Here is a 17,838-nt window from a genome sequence, read left to right on the forward strand (position 1 = left end):
GCGCGCCGTCATATACCGCCAGGGGGCGAGTATGAAACCACTGCTGGACGTTCTGATCATCCTCGACGCGTTAGATAAAGAGGGAAGTTTCGCGGCGGCGTCGGCAAAATTGTTTAAGACGCCGTCCGCGCTGAGCTATACCGTCCATAAGCTGGAAAGCGATCTGAATATTCAATTGTTGGATCGCAGCGGGCATCGGGCGACGTTTACCCGCACCGGGCAGATGCTGCTGGAAAAGGGGCGGGAGGTACTGCATACCGTCCGCGAACTCGAAAAACAGGCCATCAAACTGCACGAAGGTTGGGAGAACCAGCTGGTTATTGGCGTGGATGACACCTTTCCTTTTTCACTGCTGGCCCCGCTTATCGAATCCTTCTACCAGCACCACAGCGTCACGCGGCTTAAATTTATCAACGGTGTACTGGGCGGTTCCTGGGAGGCGCTCACCCAAGGGCGGGCCGATATTATCGTCGGGGCGATGCATGAACCGCCTTCCGCGAGTAACTTTGGTTTTGCGCGTTTAGGTGACCTCGAACAGGTGTTTGTGATCGCACCGCATCATCCGCTGGCGCAGGAAGACGAACCACTGCAACGGCGTACCATTAAACGTTTCCGTGCCATTGTGGTGGGGGACAGTCCTCATCTGGCGAGCTTGTCGGGTTCTCAACTGCTTGACGATCAGGATGCAATCACCGTTTTTGACTTTAAAACCAAGCTGGAACTGCAGATCAGTGGGCTGGGATGCGGGTATTTACCGCGCTATCTGGCACAACGTTTTTTGGACAGCGGTGCCCTGATAGAGAAGAAAGTGGTCGCACAAATTATGTTTGAACCGGTGTGGATTGGCTGGAATGAACAGACGTCAGGATTAGCCAGCGCCTGGTGGCGAGATCAGATTTTAGCAAATAGTGCTATCGCAGGCGTTTATGTAAAATCGAGTGTCGATAAATCAGGCGGTTAGATAAAAATATTTATTTTTGGCTATCTCATTCTCTTGTTATTTCTCTCCAATTTAGTGCAAAATACGCCGCTTGCAAAAAATGACATTAGCCGACGTTTTAATACGCGTCGGTTATTTTTTTGCATCAAACCAATCATTCATAAAAGAGGCCGGGCTTCGTACCGGATAGATACTTACTAAAAACCGACAGTTGTTGTCGCTGAGGAATTCGTAAAAATGGGGCAATTTTTTGCTTACGCGACGGTATTCACCGTAAAGGGGAATGACCATGTCGCATAACGTTACTCCAAACACCTCTCGCGTGGAATTACGTAAAACGCTTACGTTGGTTCCGGTTGTCATGATGGGCCTTGCCTATATGCAGCCGATGACGCTGTTCGATACATTTGGTATCGTTTCGGGCTTGACCGATGGTCATGTCGCGACGGCTTATGCTTTTGCGTTGGTTGCCATTCTCTTTACTGCGTTGAGCTACGGTAAACTGGTTCGCCGTTTCCCGTCAGCTGGCTCTGCGTACACCTATGCTCAGAAATCCATTAGCCCGACCGTAGGCTTTATGGTGGGCTGGTCATCGCTGCTGGACTATTTGTTCATGCCGATGATCAACATCCTGTTGGCTAAAATCTACTTTGAAGCGCTGGTGCCGTCGGTACCGTCGTGGATCTTTGTTGTCGCGCTGGTGGGCTTTATGACCATCTCGAACCTGCGCAGCATCAAGGCCGTCGCGAACTTCAATACCCTGATTGTTATTTTGCAGATGGGTATTGTGGCAGTGATTGTTGGCCTGATCATTTACGGCATTATGCACGGCGAAGGCGCAGGCACGCTGACCAGCACCCGTCCATTCTGGTCTGAAGGTGCGCACGTGGTGCCGATGATTACCGGTGCAACTATCCTGTGCTTCTCGTTCCTTGGTTTTGACGGCATCTCTTCGCTGTCAGAAGAAACCAAAGACGCAGAGCGCGTTATTCCGAAGGCTATCTTCCTGACCGCGCTGATTGGTGGCCTGATCTTTATTGGTGCCTCCTACTTCCTGCAGCTGTACTTCCCGGATATCTCTCGCTTTAAAGATCCGGACGCGTCACAGCCGGAAATCATGCTGTACGTTGCGGGTAAAACCTTCCAGTGGGGCGTGCTGGTGTTCTCCAGCGTCACCGTACTGGCATCCGGTATGGCGGCACATGCGGGCGTTTCTCGTCTGATGTACGTGATGGGGCGCGATGGCGTATTCCCGACCCGTTTCTTCGGTTATATTCACCCGAAATGGCGTACTCCTGCATGGAACGTGCTGCTGGTGGGTGCGATTGCGCTGCTGGCAATCAAATTTGACCTGGTGACGGCGACGGCGCTGATCAACTTCGGTGCGCTGGTGGCGTTTACCTTCGTGAACCTGTCTGTGATTTCACAGTTCTGGATCCGCGAAAAACGCAATAAGACGCTGAAAGACCACTTCAACTACCTGGTCATGCCGGTGTGTGGTGCTCTGACCGTCGGCGCACTGTGGGTTAACCTGGAAGAAAGCTCGATGGTTCTGGGTCTGATCTGGGCGGGTATTGGTCTGGTTTACCTGGCTTGCGTGACCAAAAGCTTCCGCAATCCGGTTCCACAGTACGAAGATATCGCGCAGTAATTGATGTTTGCCGGACTGGGGGCCTTGCGCCACCATCCGGCAAATTGCCTAACCGGAGACATGTTCTCCGGTTTTTTTATACCTGTGTGTTAGTTTCTCTTCTTACACAATCTCTTCGGCGTATTGCCAGAGTGATTTCAGCAGCACCAGCTTCTCTTTATTATCCGCATACTGTTGACTCAGCATCTGCAATTCATTGGCATATTGCTGTAAAAACTCTGCGGTAAACACCTGACGGCGATGCTCCAGCCAGCGCTGCTGTTCAGACTCATCCAGCGTGCCGGGGAAGTTACGCGCGCGGTAATTAAACAGCAGCTTTTCAATACGCTTATCAACAAAGGTAATATCCAGTGCCGGTAAATTGCGTGGGTCGGTTTCCAGCACGATTTTCATCGCAGCGCGGTCGGCATCGCTGAAAAAACCGTTATACAGTTGGGCATCCACGTTGTCTGACGGTGTGAAGGGTTCTGCCTCGGAAAAAATAGCCACCACTTTATCGCGAACCTGCGGGTTTTCACGCAGGATTTTGAGGTTATCCAGACAATGCTGGCGGTTAATTCCCAGTCGGTCAGCATCTTCCGGGCGTAGCGTGTTGGCCTGTGCCAGAACCGGGCATTTGTTGATGTGCACCAGTTTCACGGGTACCGCTACGTTATCGCCCAGGTCGGCTTTGGCGGTGTAAAGGCGCTCACGCAGCGTGTCGCTGTCCAGCTCAAGCAGGGGAGAAATATCACCGGCTAAGTCAACCATGATGACCGCGTTACGATTGTCCGGGTGCCAGGCGAGCGGCGCAACCCAACTGGTATTGCCGCGCCATGCGCCGAACATGCCAGAGACATGAACCAACGGTTTCATTTGTGGGACATCGATCAGGGCGGCCAGCTTGTGTTTGTTCCGGTGGCTATAGAGATAGTCGAACAGACGAGGCTGACGCGACTTAACCAACTGCGCCATCGCAATGGTGGCGTACACGTCGGCCATCGCATCGTGGGCGTTGGCGTGTTCAATGCCGTTGGCTTTGGTCAAATGCTCAAGGCGGAAACTGGGTAACCCGTCGTCGTTTTCTGGCCAGTTAATGCCTTCCGGGCGCAGGGCATAACAGGCGCGCATAACATCCAGTAAATCCCAACGTGAATTATCGTGCTGCCAACTCCAGGCGTAGGGGTCGTAGAAATTGCGGTACAGGATATTGCGCGTCACTTCGTCGTCGAAGCGCACATTGTTATAGCCCACAATACAGGTTTTGGGCACGGTAAACAGGGCGTGAATGCGGGCAGCAAACGTTGCTTCGTTCTCTCCTTTTTCACGCGCTTCCTGCGGGGTAATACCGGTGATAAGTACCGCTTCCGGGTGCGGCAGATAGTCGTCCGCAGGCTTACAATAAAAAACCTCTGGATCGCCGATAATGTTGAAATCGTTATCCGTGCGGATGGCCGCAAATTGCGCGGGCCTGTCCAGCGCCGGATGGGTACCAAAGGTTTCGTAATCGTGGAAGAGAAACGTAGGATGCTGCTTGCCGTCATTCATTGTTCAGTTATGTCCGGGATCAATTTAGCGCTTTTATAAGAGTACCAAAAATTAGCGAGGTAATCAGCAAAGCGATTATCTGTTCGGGGAATCAGGTCGCAATAAAATTGAGATGAACGGTGCTTTTATATATTTCTTGAATTAATTAAACGAACGAAACTGTATTTATTGGCATGATTATCATCAAGGATAATTTCATTTTAATAATTTGATTGATAACCATTATTGTTATTTTTACGGTTAATTGTTGAGTTTTGGAAGTTTTAAAAGTCTTTGTAAACAATAGGTTCTGATTCGTCAGGATGTTCTTGCTTCACTGTAAGGAAATGTGAGTGAGATTAAAAATTAATAATATAAACTCCATATAATAATTGGATATATCTAATAACAGGGGGTTATATGAGCATTAGTCGGCGTAACTTTTTGCGCGGCGTGGGTATTGGCTGCTCCGCTTGCGCAATAGGAACTTTTCCACCGGGGGCACTGGCGCGTAATGCACCAGAGAGTATCAAGGGGAAAACCTCACTCACGCCAAGTCTGTGCGAAATGTGTTCATTTCGCTGTCCCATTCAAGCTCAGGTCATTAATAATAAAACCGTTTTCATCCAGGGGAACCCTAATGCGCCGCAGCAGGGTACCCGGGTCTGTGCCCGAGGGGGCAGCGGCGTGAGCCTGGTTAACGATCCGCACCGTATTGTTAAACCGATGAAGCGTACCGGCCCGCGTGGCGCTGGAGAATGGCAGGTCATTAGCTGGCAGCAAGCCTATCAAGAAATTGCCGAAAAGATGAGTGCCATAAAAGCGCAATATGGTCCTCAGGGCGTTGTCTTCTCTTCTAAATCCGGCTCGCTTTCCGGTCATTTATTTCACCTGGCGACGGCCTTCGGTTCGCCGAACACCTTTACCCATGCCTCGACATGTCCCGCCGGGAAATCCATTGCCGCTAAAGTGATGATGGGCGGCGATCTGTCCATGGATATTGCCAACACCCGTTATATGGTCTCTTTTGGCCATAACCTCTATGAAGGTATTGAGGTTGCCGACACCCACGAACTGATGACCGCGCAGGAGAGAGGCGCGAAGATGGTCAGCTTCGACCCTCGCTTGTCCGTATTTTCCAGTAAAGCGGATGAATGGCATGCCATCAGGCCTGGCGGCGACTTGCCGGTACTGATGGCAATGTGCCACGTCATGATTAAAGAAAACCTGTATGACGCGCAGTTTGTGGAGCGTTATACCACGGGGTTTGCACAGCTGGCAGAGGCCGTACAAGAGACAACGCCTGAATGGGCGCAAAAGCTGGCTGATGTTCCTGCTGAAGTTATTACCCGCGTAACCCGAGAAATGGCGGCCAGCGCGCCTCGTGCCATCGTCAGCCCAGGCCACCGCGCGACGTTTTCTCAGGAAGAGATCGACATGCGGCGGATGATCTTCACCCTCAACGTGCTGCTGGGCAATATCGAACGTGAAGGTGGCATGTACCAGAAAAAGGCGGCGGCAACCTACAACAAGCTGGCTGGCGAAAAGGTCGCGCCAGTGCTGGCAAAACCGGATGTGAAATTACCGAAGCCAACCGCGCAGCGCATTGATCTGGTGGCACCGCAGTTTAAATACATCGCCGCGGGTGGCGGGGTCGTGCAAAGCATTATTGATGCCGTGTTAAAGCAGACTCCTTACCCGGTGAAGGGATGGATCATGTCCCGACATAATCCTTTCCAGACCGTGACCTGCCGGCCCGATCTGGTCAAAACCGTGGAACAACTGGATCTGGTGGTCAGCTGCGATGTCTATTTAAGTGAAAGTGCGGCCTATGCTGACTATCTGTTACCGGAATGCACCTACCTTGAGCGTGATGAAGAAGTCTCTGATATGTCAGGGCTGAATCCAGCTTATGCATTACGCCAACAGGTAGTTGAGCCCATTGGCGATGCTCGTCCGAGCTGGCAAATCTGGAAAGAACTGGGTGAACAGTTGGGTCTCGGGCAATTTTACCCGTGGCAGGATATGCAGACGCGCCAGCTGTACCAGCTCAATGGCGATCACGCCTTATCCGCAGAACTGCGTCAGAAGGGATACCGGGAGTGGGGCGTACCGCTGTTATTTCGTGAACCTGAGACCGTGCGCCAGTTTGTCGAGCGCTATCCTGGCGCAGTGCCCGCGGACAGCGATGGTACTTACGGGGAGCAACTGCGATTCAAATCCCCGTCAGGCAAAATCGAGCTTTATTCCGCAGAGCTGGAATCGTTACTTCCCGGCTACGGTATTCCACGCGCCCGCAATTTTGCCCTGAAGGGTGAAAATGAACTCTATTTCATCCAGGGCAAGGTGGCGGTTCACACCAACGGAGCAACGCAATATGTGCCTTTACTCAGTGAACTGATGTGGGACAACGCGGTGTGGATCCACCCGACGACCGCGCGTGAAAAAGGGATTAAAAGCGGTGACGACATCTGGCTGGAAAACGCCACTGGCAAAGAAAAAGGTAAGGCGCTGGTCACGGCCGGTATTCGACCCGATACGCTGTTTGTTTATATGGGGTTTGGCGCCAAGGCCGGGGCTAAAACGGCGGCAACCACGCACGGTATTCACTGCGGTAATTTACTTCCGCACGTGACCAGTCCGGTTTCCGGAACGGTGGTGCACACCGCTGGCGTGACGCTGCGTCGGGCATGAACAAGGAGAACATCATGAATCAATCCACAAATCCCTATGTCATGCTGCATGACGAAAAACGCTGCATTGGCTGCCAGGCATGTACGGTTGCCTGCAAGGTTCTGAACGATGTGCCGGAGGGGTACAGCCGCCTGCAGGTGCAGATCCGCACCCCGGAAAAAGAGTCAGACGTCCTGTCTCATTTTCAGTTTGTGCGGGTTTCTTGCCAGCACTGTGAAGATGCGCCCTGCGTGAGCGTTTGCCCGACCGGTGCTTCATTTCGTGACGAAAACGGTATTGTGCAGGTGGACAAGTCGCGCTGTATTGGTTGCGACTATTGTGTTGCGGCCTGCCCGTTCCATGTGCGTTATCTGAATCCGCAAACGAGTATCGCTGACAAATGCAATTTTTGTGCAGATACCCGCCTCGATGCCGGGCAAGCGCCGGCCTGTGTTTCTGTTTGTCCAACCGATGCGCTGAAGTTTGGCCGCCGCGACGACCCGGAGATCCAGCACTGGATAAGTCAAAAAGAGGTATATCGCCAGCAGGATACGCGCAGTGGTGAGGTGAGTCTTTATCGGCGTAAAGAGTATCATCAGGAGGGGAAAGTATGAATGCTATCTGGGGAGCAGAGCTTAACTATGCGCCGGACTACTGGCCGCTGTGGCTCATTTACGCAGGTGTGGTCATCCTGCTGATGATTGTGGGTCTGGTGGCGCACGCGCTGCTGCGCCGGATGCTGGCACCTAAAACCGCAACCGGTGAAGAGCATCGTGATTACCTCTACTCGTTAGCGGTCCGCCGCTGGCACTGGGGAAATGCGCTGTTGTTCGTTCTGCTGCTGGTAAGCGGGTTGTTTGGTCACTTTTCGATAGGGCCGGTGGCGCTCATGGTGCAGGTACACACCTGGTGTGGCTTTGCATTACTGGCCTTCTGGGTGGGTTTCGTGCTGATAAATGCCACTACCGGCAACGGCTGCCACTATCGGGTGAAATGTAGCGGACTTATTTCGCGCTGCCTGCAGCAAACACGCTTTTACCTGTATGGGATAATGAAGGGTGAAGCGCATCCGTTTGCCGCGACGGCAGAGAGTAAATTTAACCCGCTACAACAACTGGCCTATCTGGCCATCATGTATGCGCTGGTACCGCTGTTGATCATCACCGGTTTGCTGTGTCTTTACCCACAAGTTATCGGCGCAGGTCCGGTTATGCTGGTGTTGCATATGGCGTTGGCGATTATTGGCATTCTGTTTATTTGTGCGCATATCTACCTGTGCACACTGGGCGACACGCCGGGGCAAATCTTTCGCAGCATGATCGACGGCTATCACCGGCATCGCAGCCATCACGCAGATGTATCACCGCGTAAAGGGTAATGTAGTGCGAATTTATCACTACCCGTTTATCTGATACCTGCATTCCATTGCAAGAAAATGTGCCTTAAGTCACATTTTCTTGCAATTTATCCCTGTTTGTTCTTCAGAATTTCCGTAAAAAGAACGGCTATTTTTCCTTTTCCTGAGGACATGCTGTTGAAACGCCGTTTGTTTATTACCGCTTCCCTTTTCGCGATGAGTTTTTCCTCCGCTTTTGCGGCGGATGTCGCCAGTTTTGCTCCCCAACCTCCGGCTATCAATGCGGGTGCGTGGGTGCTGATGGATTACACCACAGGCCAAATTCTTACCGCAGGTAATGAGCACCAGCAGCGCAACCCCGCCAGTCTGACCAAGCTGATGACCGGCTATGTTGTTGACCGCGCCATCGACAGCCAGCGTATTAGCCCGTCAGATATTGTCACCGTTGGGCGTGACGCGTGGGCGAAAGACAATCCGGTATTTGTCGGTTCATCGTTAATGTTTCTAAAACAAGGTGACCGCGTTTCAGTACGTGATTTAAGTCGCGGCTTAATTGTCGATTCCGGCAACGATGCCTGCGTTGCGCTGGCGGACTATATCGCCGGTGGGCAGCCACAGTTTGTCGCGATGATGAACAGTTATGTGCAAAAGCTGAAGTTGCAGGACACCCATTTTGAAACGGTGCACGGACTGGATGCCCCAGGCCAGCACAGTTCGGCTTACGATCTGGCTGTGTTATCGAGGGCTATCATTCACGGCGAGCCTGATTTCTATCATATGTACAGCGAGAAGAGCCTCACCTGGAACGGCATCACCCAGCAGAATCGTAACGGTTTATTGTGGGATAAAACCCTGAACGTGGATGGGCTAAAGACGGGACATACCTCTGGTGCCGGGTTTAACCTGATTGCATCTGCGGTAGACGGACAGCGTCGATTAATCGCCGTTGTAATGGGGGCCGAGAGTGCGAAGGGGCGTGAAGATCAGGCGCGTAAGCTGCTGCAATGGGGACAGCAAAACTTTGACACAGTGCAGGTTCTGCGAAGTGGTAAGCAGGTAGGCGTTGAGCGGATCTGGTATGGCGATAAAGAAAAAATCAGTCTCGGTACCGAGCAGGATTTTTGGATGGCGTTGCCTAAAGCCGAAGTGGCGAATATTAAAGCAAAGTATGTGCTTGATAAGAAAGAGCTGGTCGCCCCCATTGCCGCACATCAGCGCGTGGGCGAAATTGAACTCTACGACCGGGATCAGCTGGTGGCACATTGGCCGCTGATGACGCTGGAGTCAGTCGGTGAGGGGGGCGTGTTTTCGCGCCTGAGCGATTATTTTCACCATAAGGTGTAGATTTCTGTTTGTGCACCAAACTGGCAAGACTGCGAATCTGCTCACATAATAATCACTATTTCCTTGAGGCCGTAATACGCAGAAATTATACTGTATTTTTATACAGTACCATGCGGGAGGTTATATGGAGTATGAGATAAAGCAGGTAGAAAGACGCAGGATTGCCGGGTTTCACATGGTTGGACCGTGGGAACACACGGTAAAGCAGGGGTTTGAACAGCTGGTTATGTGGGTCGACGGTAACCAGATTGTGCCGCTGGAATGGATAGCCGTCTATTACGACAACCCAGACGTGGTTCCGGCAGATAAACTGCGCTGCGATACCGTAGTTTCAGTGCCTGAAGGTTTTGAGATCCCGGAAAACAGCGAAGGGGTGATCCTGACTGAACTGGCGGGCGGCGACTATGCCGTGGCCGTTGCCCGTGTTGAAAACCATGACTTTGCCACACCCTGGTATCAGTTTTTTGACCGTCTGTTGCAGGATTCGTCCTGGCAGTTATCGGCCAAATCGTGTTTTGAAATTTACCGAAACAATGGTGTGGAGGACGGATACTGGGATATTGAAATGTACGTGCCGGTGCAGGCGAAGTAACGGTTTTGGGTGTGAATCAGGATAAAAGGCCTGTTGATAACGGTGATGTTTTCACTGAAAAAACAGGTACAATTCTGTTCTTTGCTATTCCCTGACGGAGTGCATGAGTGCGTGCAGATAAGTCACTGAGTCCTTTTGAAATTCGCTTGTATCGTCATTATCGTGTGGTGCATGGTATTCGCATCTCGCTGGCGTTTCTTCTCACTTTTCTGCTGGTTCGCCTGCTGGACATCCCTGAAGGTACCTGGCCTCTGATCACGCTGGTGGTGATCATGGGGCCGATTTCCTTTTGGGGCAATGTCGTCCCCCGAGCTTTTGAGCGTATTGGTGGCACGATTCTGGGTTCGGTCCTTGGGCTGGTGGCGCTCCGGCTGGAGCTCTTTTCATTGCCGCTGATGCTGATATGGTGTGCGGTGGCGATGTTCCTGTGCGGTTGGCTGGCATTGGGTAAAAAACCGTATCAAGCGCTGCTGATCGGCATCACGCTGGCCGTCGTGGTTGGCGCACCTGCGGGCGATATGAACACGGCACTCTGGCGCGGGGGGGATGTGATTCTCGGCTCGCTACTGGCAATGCTGTTTACCTGGATCTGGCCGCAACGCGCATTTATACACTGGCGTATCCAACTGGCGCACTGCATTACCGGCTATAACCGTGTATATCAGGCCGCGCTATCACCCAACTTACTTGAACAACCCCGGCTGGATAAGCACTTACAGCAGTTGCTGAGTGACGTCGTTAAAATGCGCGGCTTAATCATTCCGGCCAGCAAAGAAACGCGCATTCAAAAATCAGTTTTTGAAGCCATTCAAACGATTAATCGAAATCTGGTGTGCATGCTTGAACTGCAAATCAACGCGCTGTGGGCAACGCGGTCCAGTCATTTTGTGATGTTGAATGCGCATACGCTGCGTGAAACTCAGCTCAGAATGCAACAGGCACTGCTGACGATAACGCACGCTCTCTATGAAGGTAATCCGCAACCGGTGCTTGCCAACACCGAAAAACTCAATGATACGGTGACCGAGATGCGTCAGCTGATTGATGAACATAAGGGCGACAACGTTGCAGAAACGCCTATTCATGGTTATGTCTGGCTGAATATGGAGATGGCACGACAGCTGGAACTCCTCTCACATTTAATCTGTCGTGCTTTGCGCAAATAAAGCGCAGATGAGGGGATTGGTTCTACTGCTGCTTCGATTCAGCAACGATTAAGGGTATGATACTGAAAAAGGCTAAAACCATTGGTAACTGCAATGGCTTTACCCTCGATAATTCAGGTTTCAACCGTGTATTGTCAATGCAGATGCAACTTGAAGTATGGCGGGCATGAAAGTAATGTTGACCCACTTTAGCCGTTGTTTAAACGAATCCGAATCTCACATTATCAGGGGTGTAAAAATGGAAACTACCAAGCCTTCTTTCCAGGACGTACTGGAATTTGTTCGTCTGTTCCGTCGTAAGAACAAACTGCAACGTGAAATCCAGGACGTTGAGAAAAAGATCCGTGACAACCAGAAACGTGTCCTGCTGCTGGACAACCTGAGCGACTACATCAAGCCAGGTATGAGCGTTGAAGCGATCCAGGGCATTATTGCCAGCATGAAAAGCGACTATGAAGATCGCGTGGATGATTACATCATCAAAAATGCCGAGATCTCTAAAGAGCGTCGCGACATTTCTAAAAAGCTCAAAGCCATGGGCGAAGTGAAAAACGGCGAAGCGAAAGCAGAGTAATTGTTGCAAACGATAGGGGCGTAATGCGGCCCCTATCGTCCCTACTGTAATTCAACCCCACCCGTTACCATCCGTAGCAAATGCTGTTCCGGCCAGTGTGTAGTCAGTTTTTTCTGCACCAGCATCCATTTGATGTAGTCAATGTCATGACGCGTTCTGTCCAGCATCAGGCCAACCACGCTGCCGCTGTGGGCAACGTTCACACCGTATAAATCACATTCTTCAACCAGCGATAATAACGAATCGAAATCCGGTTTTGGCAACAACATCTGGCTGGCAATGGCGCTTAGCGTGGCCGCTTCGCCCATCCGGTACGGGTTTTGACTTGAGCAAGCTTCCTGTACTTTTTCCCATGCTCGTTTGAGGGCAGGCACACCAGCTTGTAATCCGGCCTGGCGCGGGATCCGGTGATAGTCTGCCGTGCGTAACGTTTCCGGACTTTCGAGAACCAGCAGGTCGAGGTGGGGCTGCGCTTCACAGGCGATCTGAGTGGATGCGTCGTTATGATCAAAAAGCGTTAACTGGCGAAAAACGGTGCTGTCGGTAGGTTCGAGCGAAACGCAAAGCTGCGCTAACGTGGCTTCATCTAACTGATGGCCCAGATGGTGGGCGGTAGCGATGGCGGTGGCGGCAATATCTGCCGTACTGCTGGCCATCCCTTTGGCGATGGGGATCGTAGAGTGGATATCAATACGAATATCCTGACTGACATGTGCCGGATATTGCCAGTGCTGCAACAAGCGGTCAACCATCGACCGTGAAAGAGGCCGCTCATCGGCAAGCGGCGATCCGGAGCTGACTTCAACGGTGCTGTACCATTCAACCGGGCAGGAGACCAATTTCTCGCTGCCCAGAATCCAGCCCTGGATAAGTTCTCCGCATGATGCGGGGCATTGCGCAACAGCCACGTCTTTTCACCTTTGTGATTAGCAATCTTCGGCGCATAGTGTCATGGCGATCGCGCTATTACCATGATGTGCCGCAATCTGCGGCACAGCAGTGTTAAGCGGGAATGCTCAGCGTCACAGTTTCTGCAATCGCTATACGCATTACGTCTTGCGCGATCATCAGCTCTTCGTTGGTATTGATGACGGCCACTTTGACCATCGCGTTTTCTGTCTGAATGAAGGTCGCATTACGTTGGTTTTTGTCCTCATCTACCGCCAGCCCTAAGAAATTGAGGTTGTGGCAAATTGCTGCCCGGGCACGAGCAGAGTTTTCGCCGATACCACCGGTAAACACCAGCGCATCCAGACCGCCCATTTGCATAATGTAGCTGCCAATGGTGGCTCGAATTCGTTCGGCAAACAGCGTCAGCGCCAGCGCTGCCTGACGGTTTCCGCTATCAGCCGCCTGTTCCACGTCACGGTAGTCAGGTGATATGCCGGATACGCCAAGTAACCCCGACTCGTTGTTGAGTAGCTGATTTAGCTGCTGTGGCGTTTTACCTTCACGCTGGGCAATCCACGGCAAAATGGACGGATCGATGTCGCCGCTACGGGTGCCCATCATCACACCAGACTGTGGGGTAAAGCCCATTGACGTATTAACGGATTGTCCGCCCTTGATGGCGCAGATGCTGCTGCCGTTGCCCAGATGGCAACACACAACTCGTAGAGCGCTGAGCGGCACGCCCAGTTTTTCAGCCAGCGTATGGCTGACGTATTTGTGGCTGGTACCATGGAAGCCGTAGCGACGAATACCCAGCTCCGAATAATAACGCCAGGGCAGGGGATAAATAAAAGAAGGCTCGTCGAGTGTCTGATGGAAGGCCGTATCGAAAACTGCTACAGCAGGTGTCGCCGGTAACAGTTGGCGAAAAACAGCAATGCCCAACGCATTAACCGGGTTATGCAACGGAGCCAGTTCTGCCAGACGTTCTATTTCTGCCAGCGATTCATCGGTGACTAAAACTGAATCTTTAAAGGATTCTCCGCCGTGTGCGACGCGATGCCCAACACCGTCTATGTCTTGTAAGCTATTAATGATGCTGTGACTGAGCAGTTTTTCCAGTAACAGCGTTACCGCTTCACGGTGATCGGCAATCGGCAGTGTTTCCTGCCATTTTTGCACCGGAGTTTTTATCGTGACCTTTGCATCAGGCATCCCGATGCGCTCGAGCAGCCCCTGACAGAGCATCTCGCCCTGTGGCATCGCCAGTAACTGAAACTTCAGAGAAGAGCTGCCTGCGTTAATGGCCATTATTTTGTGAGACATGACGGTTCCTTTGCGTGCAGAAAATTGAACATCTCATCAACGCCGGTATTGTTCACCGCGCTGGTAATAAAAACGTTTTGCGCCCCGGCCTGCATCAACCAACCCTCGACGAGGGCAATCTGCTGCGGGTTAGCTAAATCGGCTTTGGTCACCAGACCGATAACGGGCCGGTTCATGGGGCCGGTAAATCCAGGAGAAAAAGGTGACCAGGGCGCGTCAGCGCTGAGCACCAGCGCGATAACGTCGGCTTCACAGGCGCTGACCAGCAGCGCACTGTACAGGCAGCGGTTCTCCAGATATTCCCCAGGTGTGTCTATCGCCGTGGGAGACCAGACGATAGCCTGGGTTTTCTGATAATGAAGCGCTTCGCCACGCATACACTGGGTGAGCGATGTTTTCCCACTTTGGCTGGGTCCAATGAACATGATGCGTTTCATTACGTCATGTCCGCGTAATCGGGCAGGCGGTAAAACGCATCATTTCGCCCAGCGTGCGGGTAACTTGTTTCAGCGCGTACTCAACGGCCGAAACATCACCGGTTAATACGACTGCGCCGGTAAAGCGGTCCAGAAAACCAATCTCTACTGCACCCGATTTAGTGGCGATATCACAGGCGATAATGGAGGCTTCGCTGGGCGTAATAGTTAAAATGCCAATCGCCGAGACTGAATCCTGCAAGCCCAGTTTCTTGAACAAATCTTTACCAGGATTAGCAATAAGATGCGCCAGTGTGACCTGTTTTCCGGGCACATATTCCTGAATCATACGATCCGTCGTCGGCTGCATTTCCATCACCCCTCCACCATTTGGCGCCACATGCTTTCATGCGGACGTGGGATCACCGAGCGATAGACCAGCAGACCTTTTTCACCAGCACTTTCGCTGGCGACCGTCACGGCGTTATTCACATCGGAAACATCGCCCGCGACAACCATGTAGCACTTACCGCCAATACCAAACGCCATATGCACTCTTACCAGCGTGATATTGGAGGCTTTTACCGCGCGGTCGGCGGCACAAATACAAGCCGCAACGCTCCAGGTTTCAACAATCCCTACCGCCTGACGTTTATCTACACTATTGAGTCCGCTGATCGCCGGCAGAACGCTGGCATGAATGTTAGGCAGGACCAGGCTGTCGACGAGCATATCTCCAGCAAGTGAGGTTCCTGTGGCAATGGCCTGCTGTATTGCGCCAACGTCACCACCCAGCATCAGCAAAAATTTTCCCGGGCAGATGGTTTTACTGACCAGCAAATTCACATTAGCGCTTTTCAGCATCGCATCGCCGGCTTCCATTCCTTTGGCAATGCTGGTGAGTTCTAAAATCCCTATAGCCTGAGACATGGTTAACCTCTTATTACCGTGATGGACTGATCTGTGATTTCGCTGACAATACCGTCAATACTGGCGTGAACCTGCGCACCTAATGCGCCCTCGGGGATCTCTGCAACACATTGGCCGCGCACAACGCGCTCCCCTTTTTGCACACAAGGAATGGCACTGGCACCAATATGCTGGCGTAACAACAACGTTGTTTTTTCAGTGGGATGATCTGTCTGGTCTAATGGTGCATCGTGATACCAGTCACTGAGACCCAGTTTGGTAATAAGCCGTTTCACCGGAATCAGACGGTACTTCGCCATTTCATCTTCAGGGTTTAACGGGCCTTCATAACGATGATTGAGCGCACGTAGCTCGCGTTTGAGCATGCGGTTAATGCGCATCGGAGAAATCCCCACCGGACAGGCCACGCTTTCACAGACGTTGCATTCTGAGCAAGTCAGGGCGGTGAGCAGTAATTGCGGTGTGGCGGCCTGCTGATAGTTGACCGCGCGAACCAGCAAATGTGGTGAGAGTTCATGACCAATCAAGTGTCGTGGACACAGATCCGTGCACAAGCGGCACTGCTCGCAGACGGTTTTGGCAACTGAGAGCACGGTCCGTTCATCCTGCATCCGTCGCTGGATCAGCGCATGGGATTTCGGTAGTACCAGCAGGCCACCGGTCGTTTTACTGACTGGCGTATCCAGAGAAGTAATCAGACCGCCCATCATCGGACCGCCGTTAATAAATCCGGGGTCATCGACGGTAGCGCCGCCAGCCAATGCCAGCACTTCGCGCAGCGACATACCGACAGGTACGGTCAGGGTAACCGGCCGGGCAACTGCGCCATTGACGGTTAATGTACGACGCGTAACGGGGAACTGCTGTTCAACGGCTCGTGCGATGTTAAGTACGGTCTGGACGTTATTGACCACCACGCCCACACTAACCGGGAGAGCAGCAGGAGGCACCCGCCGTCCGGTTGCCATCCAGATTGTCAGCACTTCATCGCCAGCCGGGTAGACATCAGGCAAAATGTGTAACCTGATATCGGCGGGCAGGAGAGGTGTTAACGCACTGATGGCTTTCTGATATTTTTCTTTAAGGGCGATAATGCCGGCGCTGGCGCCAGTGGTCTTCATGGCATACTGCACGCCGCGTATCAGTCGGGCCGCCTGCACGGCCATTAATTGCTGATCAACCTTCAGCATCGGCTCGCATTCTGCAGCATTGACCAGAAACGTATCGACCTGCGCCTGCAGTTTTACATGGGCAGGAAAGCCGGCACCACCGGCTCCCACTACACCTGCAGCGCGCACGCGATCGCGTATTGTCTGAGCATCATAACAAATGGGTTCAGCCGTCATGGCTGTATTCATAATAATTCCTCAAGCAGTTCCTGGATGGCAGCGGCATCAGCATCGCGGGGATTCGTTTGCAGCGTGGCATCCGCCAGAGCCGCCTGAACCATCGAGGGAATACGCTGTGACCAGGTTTGCTTTCCGTCTTTGAGCGCGTCTGTGAAAGAGGGTAACGCACACTGTTTTTTGAGTTGCTCAATATGATGAATTAGCGCATTGAGTGCCGCCGTATCGTTTGCGTTATCAGGGCATAAGTGGCAGGCCTTCGCGAAGCGGGCATACCGTTTTGCGGCCCTGGGATCGCGGGCATTAAAGTGAATCACAGAGGTCAGGAGTAGTGCGTTAGCAAGGCCGTGCGGCAGATGAAACTGACCGCCAAGCTGATGCGCTATGGCATGGTTAATTCCAAGACCAGCCTGGCTAAACGCCATCCCCGCGAGGGTTGAGGCGTTGTGCATCTTTCCTCGGGTAGTCAGGCAATCGCCTTTGCTGACGGCGATGGGCAGATACTGGAAGACAATTTGCGCTGCTTTTTCAGCCAGCGCGTCAGTGAAGTCGCTGGCCTTGGTGGAAACGTACGCTTCAAGCGCATGCGTCAGCACGTCCATTCCGGTATTGGCGGTGATGGCAGGCGGTACGCTGACCACCAGCATTGGGTCAAGGATCGCCATATCCGGGTAGAGGGCATTATTAAATAACGGATATTTAATGCCTTTCTCCGGATCGCCGATCACGCAGGCGCTGGTCACTTCAGAGCCTGTTCCGCTGGTGGTGGGGATGGCTACACAGGTTTCGATTTCGATGCCAAACTGACGGCTGAACCAGACAATCGCTTTCGCTGCATCAAGCGCCGACCCTCCACCAAAGCCAATCACTACATCCGGTCGCAGGGACTGCATTTGCGCAATCCCTTGTACTACCGTATTGATGGTGGGATCGGGTGTGATATCACTGAACACGCTAATGCGATTATCCGCAGGTAACGCATCGCGCAGCGTTGCAATCAGCGGCGAACGCGCAAGAAAACCATCGCAAATAATCCAGATATGCTTATTCGTGAAGCGTTTGAGCACGCTCAAACTGCCCTGGCCGCTGTACAATCGAGTTTGCAGTGAAAAGCTATTCATTACGG

At 52.3% G+C, this 17,838-nt stretch carries 17 protein-coding genes and 1 pseudogene; 10 read left to right on the forward strand and 8 right to left on the reverse strand.

Annotated elements, in window-relative coordinates; all coding sequences use genetic code 11:
* The first annotated feature begins 31 nt into the window (after positions 1–31).
* The 3 genes and pseudogenes from FCH32_RS03040 to FCH32_RS03050 all read left to right on the forward strand — a co-directional run bounded on the left by FCH32_RS03040 (position 32) and on the right by FCH32_RS03050 (position 2,591).
* Positions 32–965, forward strand: a pseudogene (locus FCH32_RS03040) (LysR family transcriptional regulator).
* Between the two features lie 212 nt (positions 966–1,177).
* The gene (yoeI, locus tag FCH32_RS03045; RefSeq protein WP_101706264.1) at positions 1,178–1,240 is read left to right on the forward strand and encodes a membrane protein YoeI; all 63 of its coding nucleotides are present in this window, start codon (positions 1,178–1,180) and stop codon (positions 1,238–1,240) included.
* Positions 1,230–2,591, forward strand: coding sequence for an APC family permease (locus FCH32_RS03050; RefSeq protein ID WP_162604171.1), 1,362 nt, complete (start codon positions 1,230–1,232; stop codon positions 2,589–2,591). Before yoeI ends, FCH32_RS03050 begins: the two co-directional genes overlap by 11 nt.
* A gap of 102 nt (positions 2,592–2,693) precedes the next feature.
* Here the strand turns inward: FCH32_RS03050 and sbcB are convergent, their stop codons facing one another.
* On the reverse strand, positions 2,694–4,118 hold the full coding sequence (gene sbcB, locus FCH32_RS03055) for an exodeoxyribonuclease I (protein ID WP_135911843.1): 1,425 nt from the start codon (positions 4,116–4,118) through the stop codon (positions 2,694–2,696).
* 399 nt (positions 4,119–4,517) lie between these two features.
* On the opposite strand from sbcB, the gene phsA reads away from it, so the two are divergent.
* From phsA to FCH32_RS03090, 7 genes are all read left to right on the forward strand, one after another.
* The gene (phsA, locus tag FCH32_RS03060) at positions 4,518–6,791 is read left to right on the forward strand and encodes a thiosulfate reductase PhsA (RefSeq protein WP_174360483.1); all 2,274 of its coding nucleotides are present in this window, start codon (positions 4,518–4,520) and stop codon (positions 6,789–6,791) included.
* Between the two features lie 14 nt (positions 6,792–6,805).
* Positions 6,806–7,384 (forward strand): thiosulfate reductase electron transport protein PhsB, encoded by a 579-nt coding sequence (phsB, locus tag FCH32_RS03065; protein ID WP_115258140.1) that lies wholly within the window; start codon positions 6,806–6,808, stop codon positions 7,382–7,384.
* The gene (gene phsC, locus FCH32_RS03070; protein ID WP_117343307.1) at positions 7,381–8,148 is read left to right on the forward strand and encodes a thiosulfate reductase cytochrome B subunit; all 768 of its coding nucleotides are present in this window, start codon (positions 7,381–7,383) and stop codon (positions 8,146–8,148) included. The genes phsB and phsC overlap by 4 nt, the downstream gene beginning before the upstream one ends.
* A gap of 150 nt (positions 8,149–8,298) precedes the next feature.
* On the forward strand, positions 8,299–9,471 hold the full coding sequence (gene dacD / locus FCH32_RS03075; protein WP_135911846.1) for a serine-type D-Ala-D-Ala carboxypeptidase DacD: 1,173 nt from the start codon (positions 8,299–8,301) through the stop codon (positions 9,469–9,471).
* Between the two features lie 124 nt (positions 9,472–9,595).
* Positions 9,596–10,063 (forward strand): DNA gyrase inhibitor SbmC, encoded by a 468-nt coding sequence (gene sbmC / locus FCH32_RS03080; RefSeq protein WP_174360484.1) that lies wholly within the window; start codon positions 9,596–9,598, stop codon positions 10,061–10,063.
* 107 nt (positions 10,064–10,170) lie between these two features.
* Entirely contained in the window at positions 10,171–11,229 is a 1,059-nt protein-coding gene (locus FCH32_RS03085) for an FUSC family protein (protein WP_115258144.1), read from the forward strand.
* A 238-nt stretch (positions 11,230–11,467) separates the two neighbouring features.
* On the forward strand, positions 11,468–11,803 hold the full coding sequence (locus FCH32_RS03090) for a DUF496 family protein (protein ID WP_003834176.1): 336 nt from the start codon (positions 11,468–11,470) through the stop codon (positions 11,801–11,803).
* Between the two features lie 41 nt (positions 11,804–11,844).
* Here FCH32_RS03090 and FCH32_RS03095 read toward each other — a convergent pair whose 3' ends face one another.
* From FCH32_RS03095 to FCH32_RS03125, 7 genes are all read right to left on the reverse strand, one after another.
* Entirely contained in the window at positions 11,845–12,711 is an 867-nt protein-coding gene (locus tag FCH32_RS03095) for an L-threonine kinase (protein ID WP_174360485.1), read from the reverse strand.
* Positions 12,712–12,805: 94 nt separating this feature from the next.
* Positions 12,806–14,020, reverse strand: a complete 1,215-nt coding sequence (locus tag FCH32_RS03100) for an acetate/propionate family kinase (RefSeq protein WP_137362956.1) — start codon at positions 14,018–14,020, stop codon at positions 12,806–12,808.
* On the reverse strand, positions 14,005–14,457 hold the full coding sequence (gene pduV / locus FCH32_RS03105) for a propanediol utilization protein PduV (RefSeq protein WP_174360486.1): 453 nt from the start codon (positions 14,455–14,457) through the stop codon (positions 14,005–14,007). The genes FCH32_RS03100 and pduV overlap by 16 nt, the downstream gene beginning before the upstream one ends.
* Positions 14,458–14,461: 4 nt before the next feature.
* Positions 14,462–14,812, reverse strand: a complete 351-nt coding sequence (gene pduU, locus FCH32_RS03110; RefSeq protein ID WP_096756638.1) for a propanediol utilization microcompartment protein PduU — start codon at positions 14,810–14,812, stop codon at positions 14,462–14,464.
* A complete protein-coding gene (pduT, locus tag FCH32_RS03115) occupies positions 14,812–15,366 on the reverse strand; it encodes a propanediol utilization microcompartment protein PduT (protein WP_174360487.1) in 555 nt (184 codons plus the stop codon). Before pduT ends, pduU begins: the two co-directional genes overlap by 1 nt.
* A gap of 2 nt (positions 15,367–15,368) precedes the next feature.
* Positions 15,369–16,724 (reverse strand): cobalamin reductase PduS, encoded by a 1,356-nt coding sequence (gene pduS, locus FCH32_RS03120; protein ID WP_137362955.1) that lies wholly within the window; start codon positions 16,722–16,724, stop codon positions 15,369–15,371.
* The gene (locus FCH32_RS03125) at positions 16,721–17,833 is read right to left on the reverse strand and encodes a 1-propanol dehydrogenase PduQ (protein WP_117343315.1); all 1,113 of its coding nucleotides are present in this window, start codon (positions 17,831–17,833) and stop codon (positions 16,721–16,723) included. Before FCH32_RS03125 ends, pduS begins: the two co-directional genes overlap by 4 nt.
* Between the last annotated feature and the right edge of the window lie 5 nt (positions 17,834–17,838).

The organism is Citrobacter gillenii, assembly GCF_013337685.1.
GTDB classification, from domain to species: Bacteria; Pseudomonadota; Gammaproteobacteria; order Enterobacterales; family Enterobacteriaceae; genus Citrobacter; species Citrobacter gillenii.

Coding starts and splice junctions, on each gene's coding strand:
- FCH32_RS03050 (WP_162604171.1), top strand. CDS start 1,230: ATGTCGCATAACGTTACTCCAAACACCTCTCGCGTGGAATTACGTAAA.
- sbcB (WP_135911843.1), bottom strand. CDS start 4,118: ATGAATGACGGCAAGCAGCATCCTACGTTTCTCTTCCACGATTACGAA.
- phsA (WP_174360483.1), top strand. CDS start 4,518: ATGAGCATTAGTCGGCGTAACTTTTTGCGCGGCGTGGGTATTGGCTGC.
- phsB (WP_115258140.1), top strand. CDS start 6,806: ATGAATCAATCCACAAATCCCTATGTCATGCTGCATGACGAAAAACGC.
- phsC (WP_117343307.1), top strand. CDS start 7,381: ATGAATGCTATCTGGGGAGCAGAGCTTAACTATGCGCCGGACTACTGG.
- dacD (WP_135911846.1), top strand. CDS start 8,299: ATGCTGTTGAAACGCCGTTTGTTTATTACCGCTTCCCTTTTCGCGATG.
- sbmC (WP_174360484.1), top strand. CDS start 9,596: ATGGAGTATGAGATAAAGCAGGTAGAAAGACGCAGGATTGCCGGGTTT.
- FCH32_RS03090 (WP_003834176.1), top strand. CDS start 11,468: ATGGAAACTACCAAGCCTTCTTTCCAGGACGTACTGGAATTTGTTCGT.
- FCH32_RS03100 (WP_137362956.1), bottom strand. CDS start 14,020: ATGTCTCACAAAATAATGGCCATTAACGCAGGCAGCTCTTCTCTGAAG.
- pduV (WP_174360486.1), bottom strand. CDS start 14,457: ATGAAACGCATCATGTTCATTGGACCCAGCCAAAGTGGGAAAACATCG.
- pduU (WP_096756638.1), bottom strand. CDS start 14,812: ATGGAAATGCAGCCGACGACGGATCGTATGATTCAGGAATATGTGCCC.
- pduT (WP_174360487.1), bottom strand. CDS start 15,366: ATGTCTCAGGCTATAGGGATTTTAGAACTCACCAGCATTGCCAAAGGA.
- pduS (WP_137362955.1), bottom strand. CDS start 16,724: ATGAATACAGCCATGACGGCTGAACCCATTTGTTATGATGCTCAGACA.
- FCH32_RS03125 (WP_117343315.1), bottom strand. CDS start 17,833: ATGAATAGCTTTTCACTGCAAACTCGATTGTACAGCGGCCAGGGCAGT.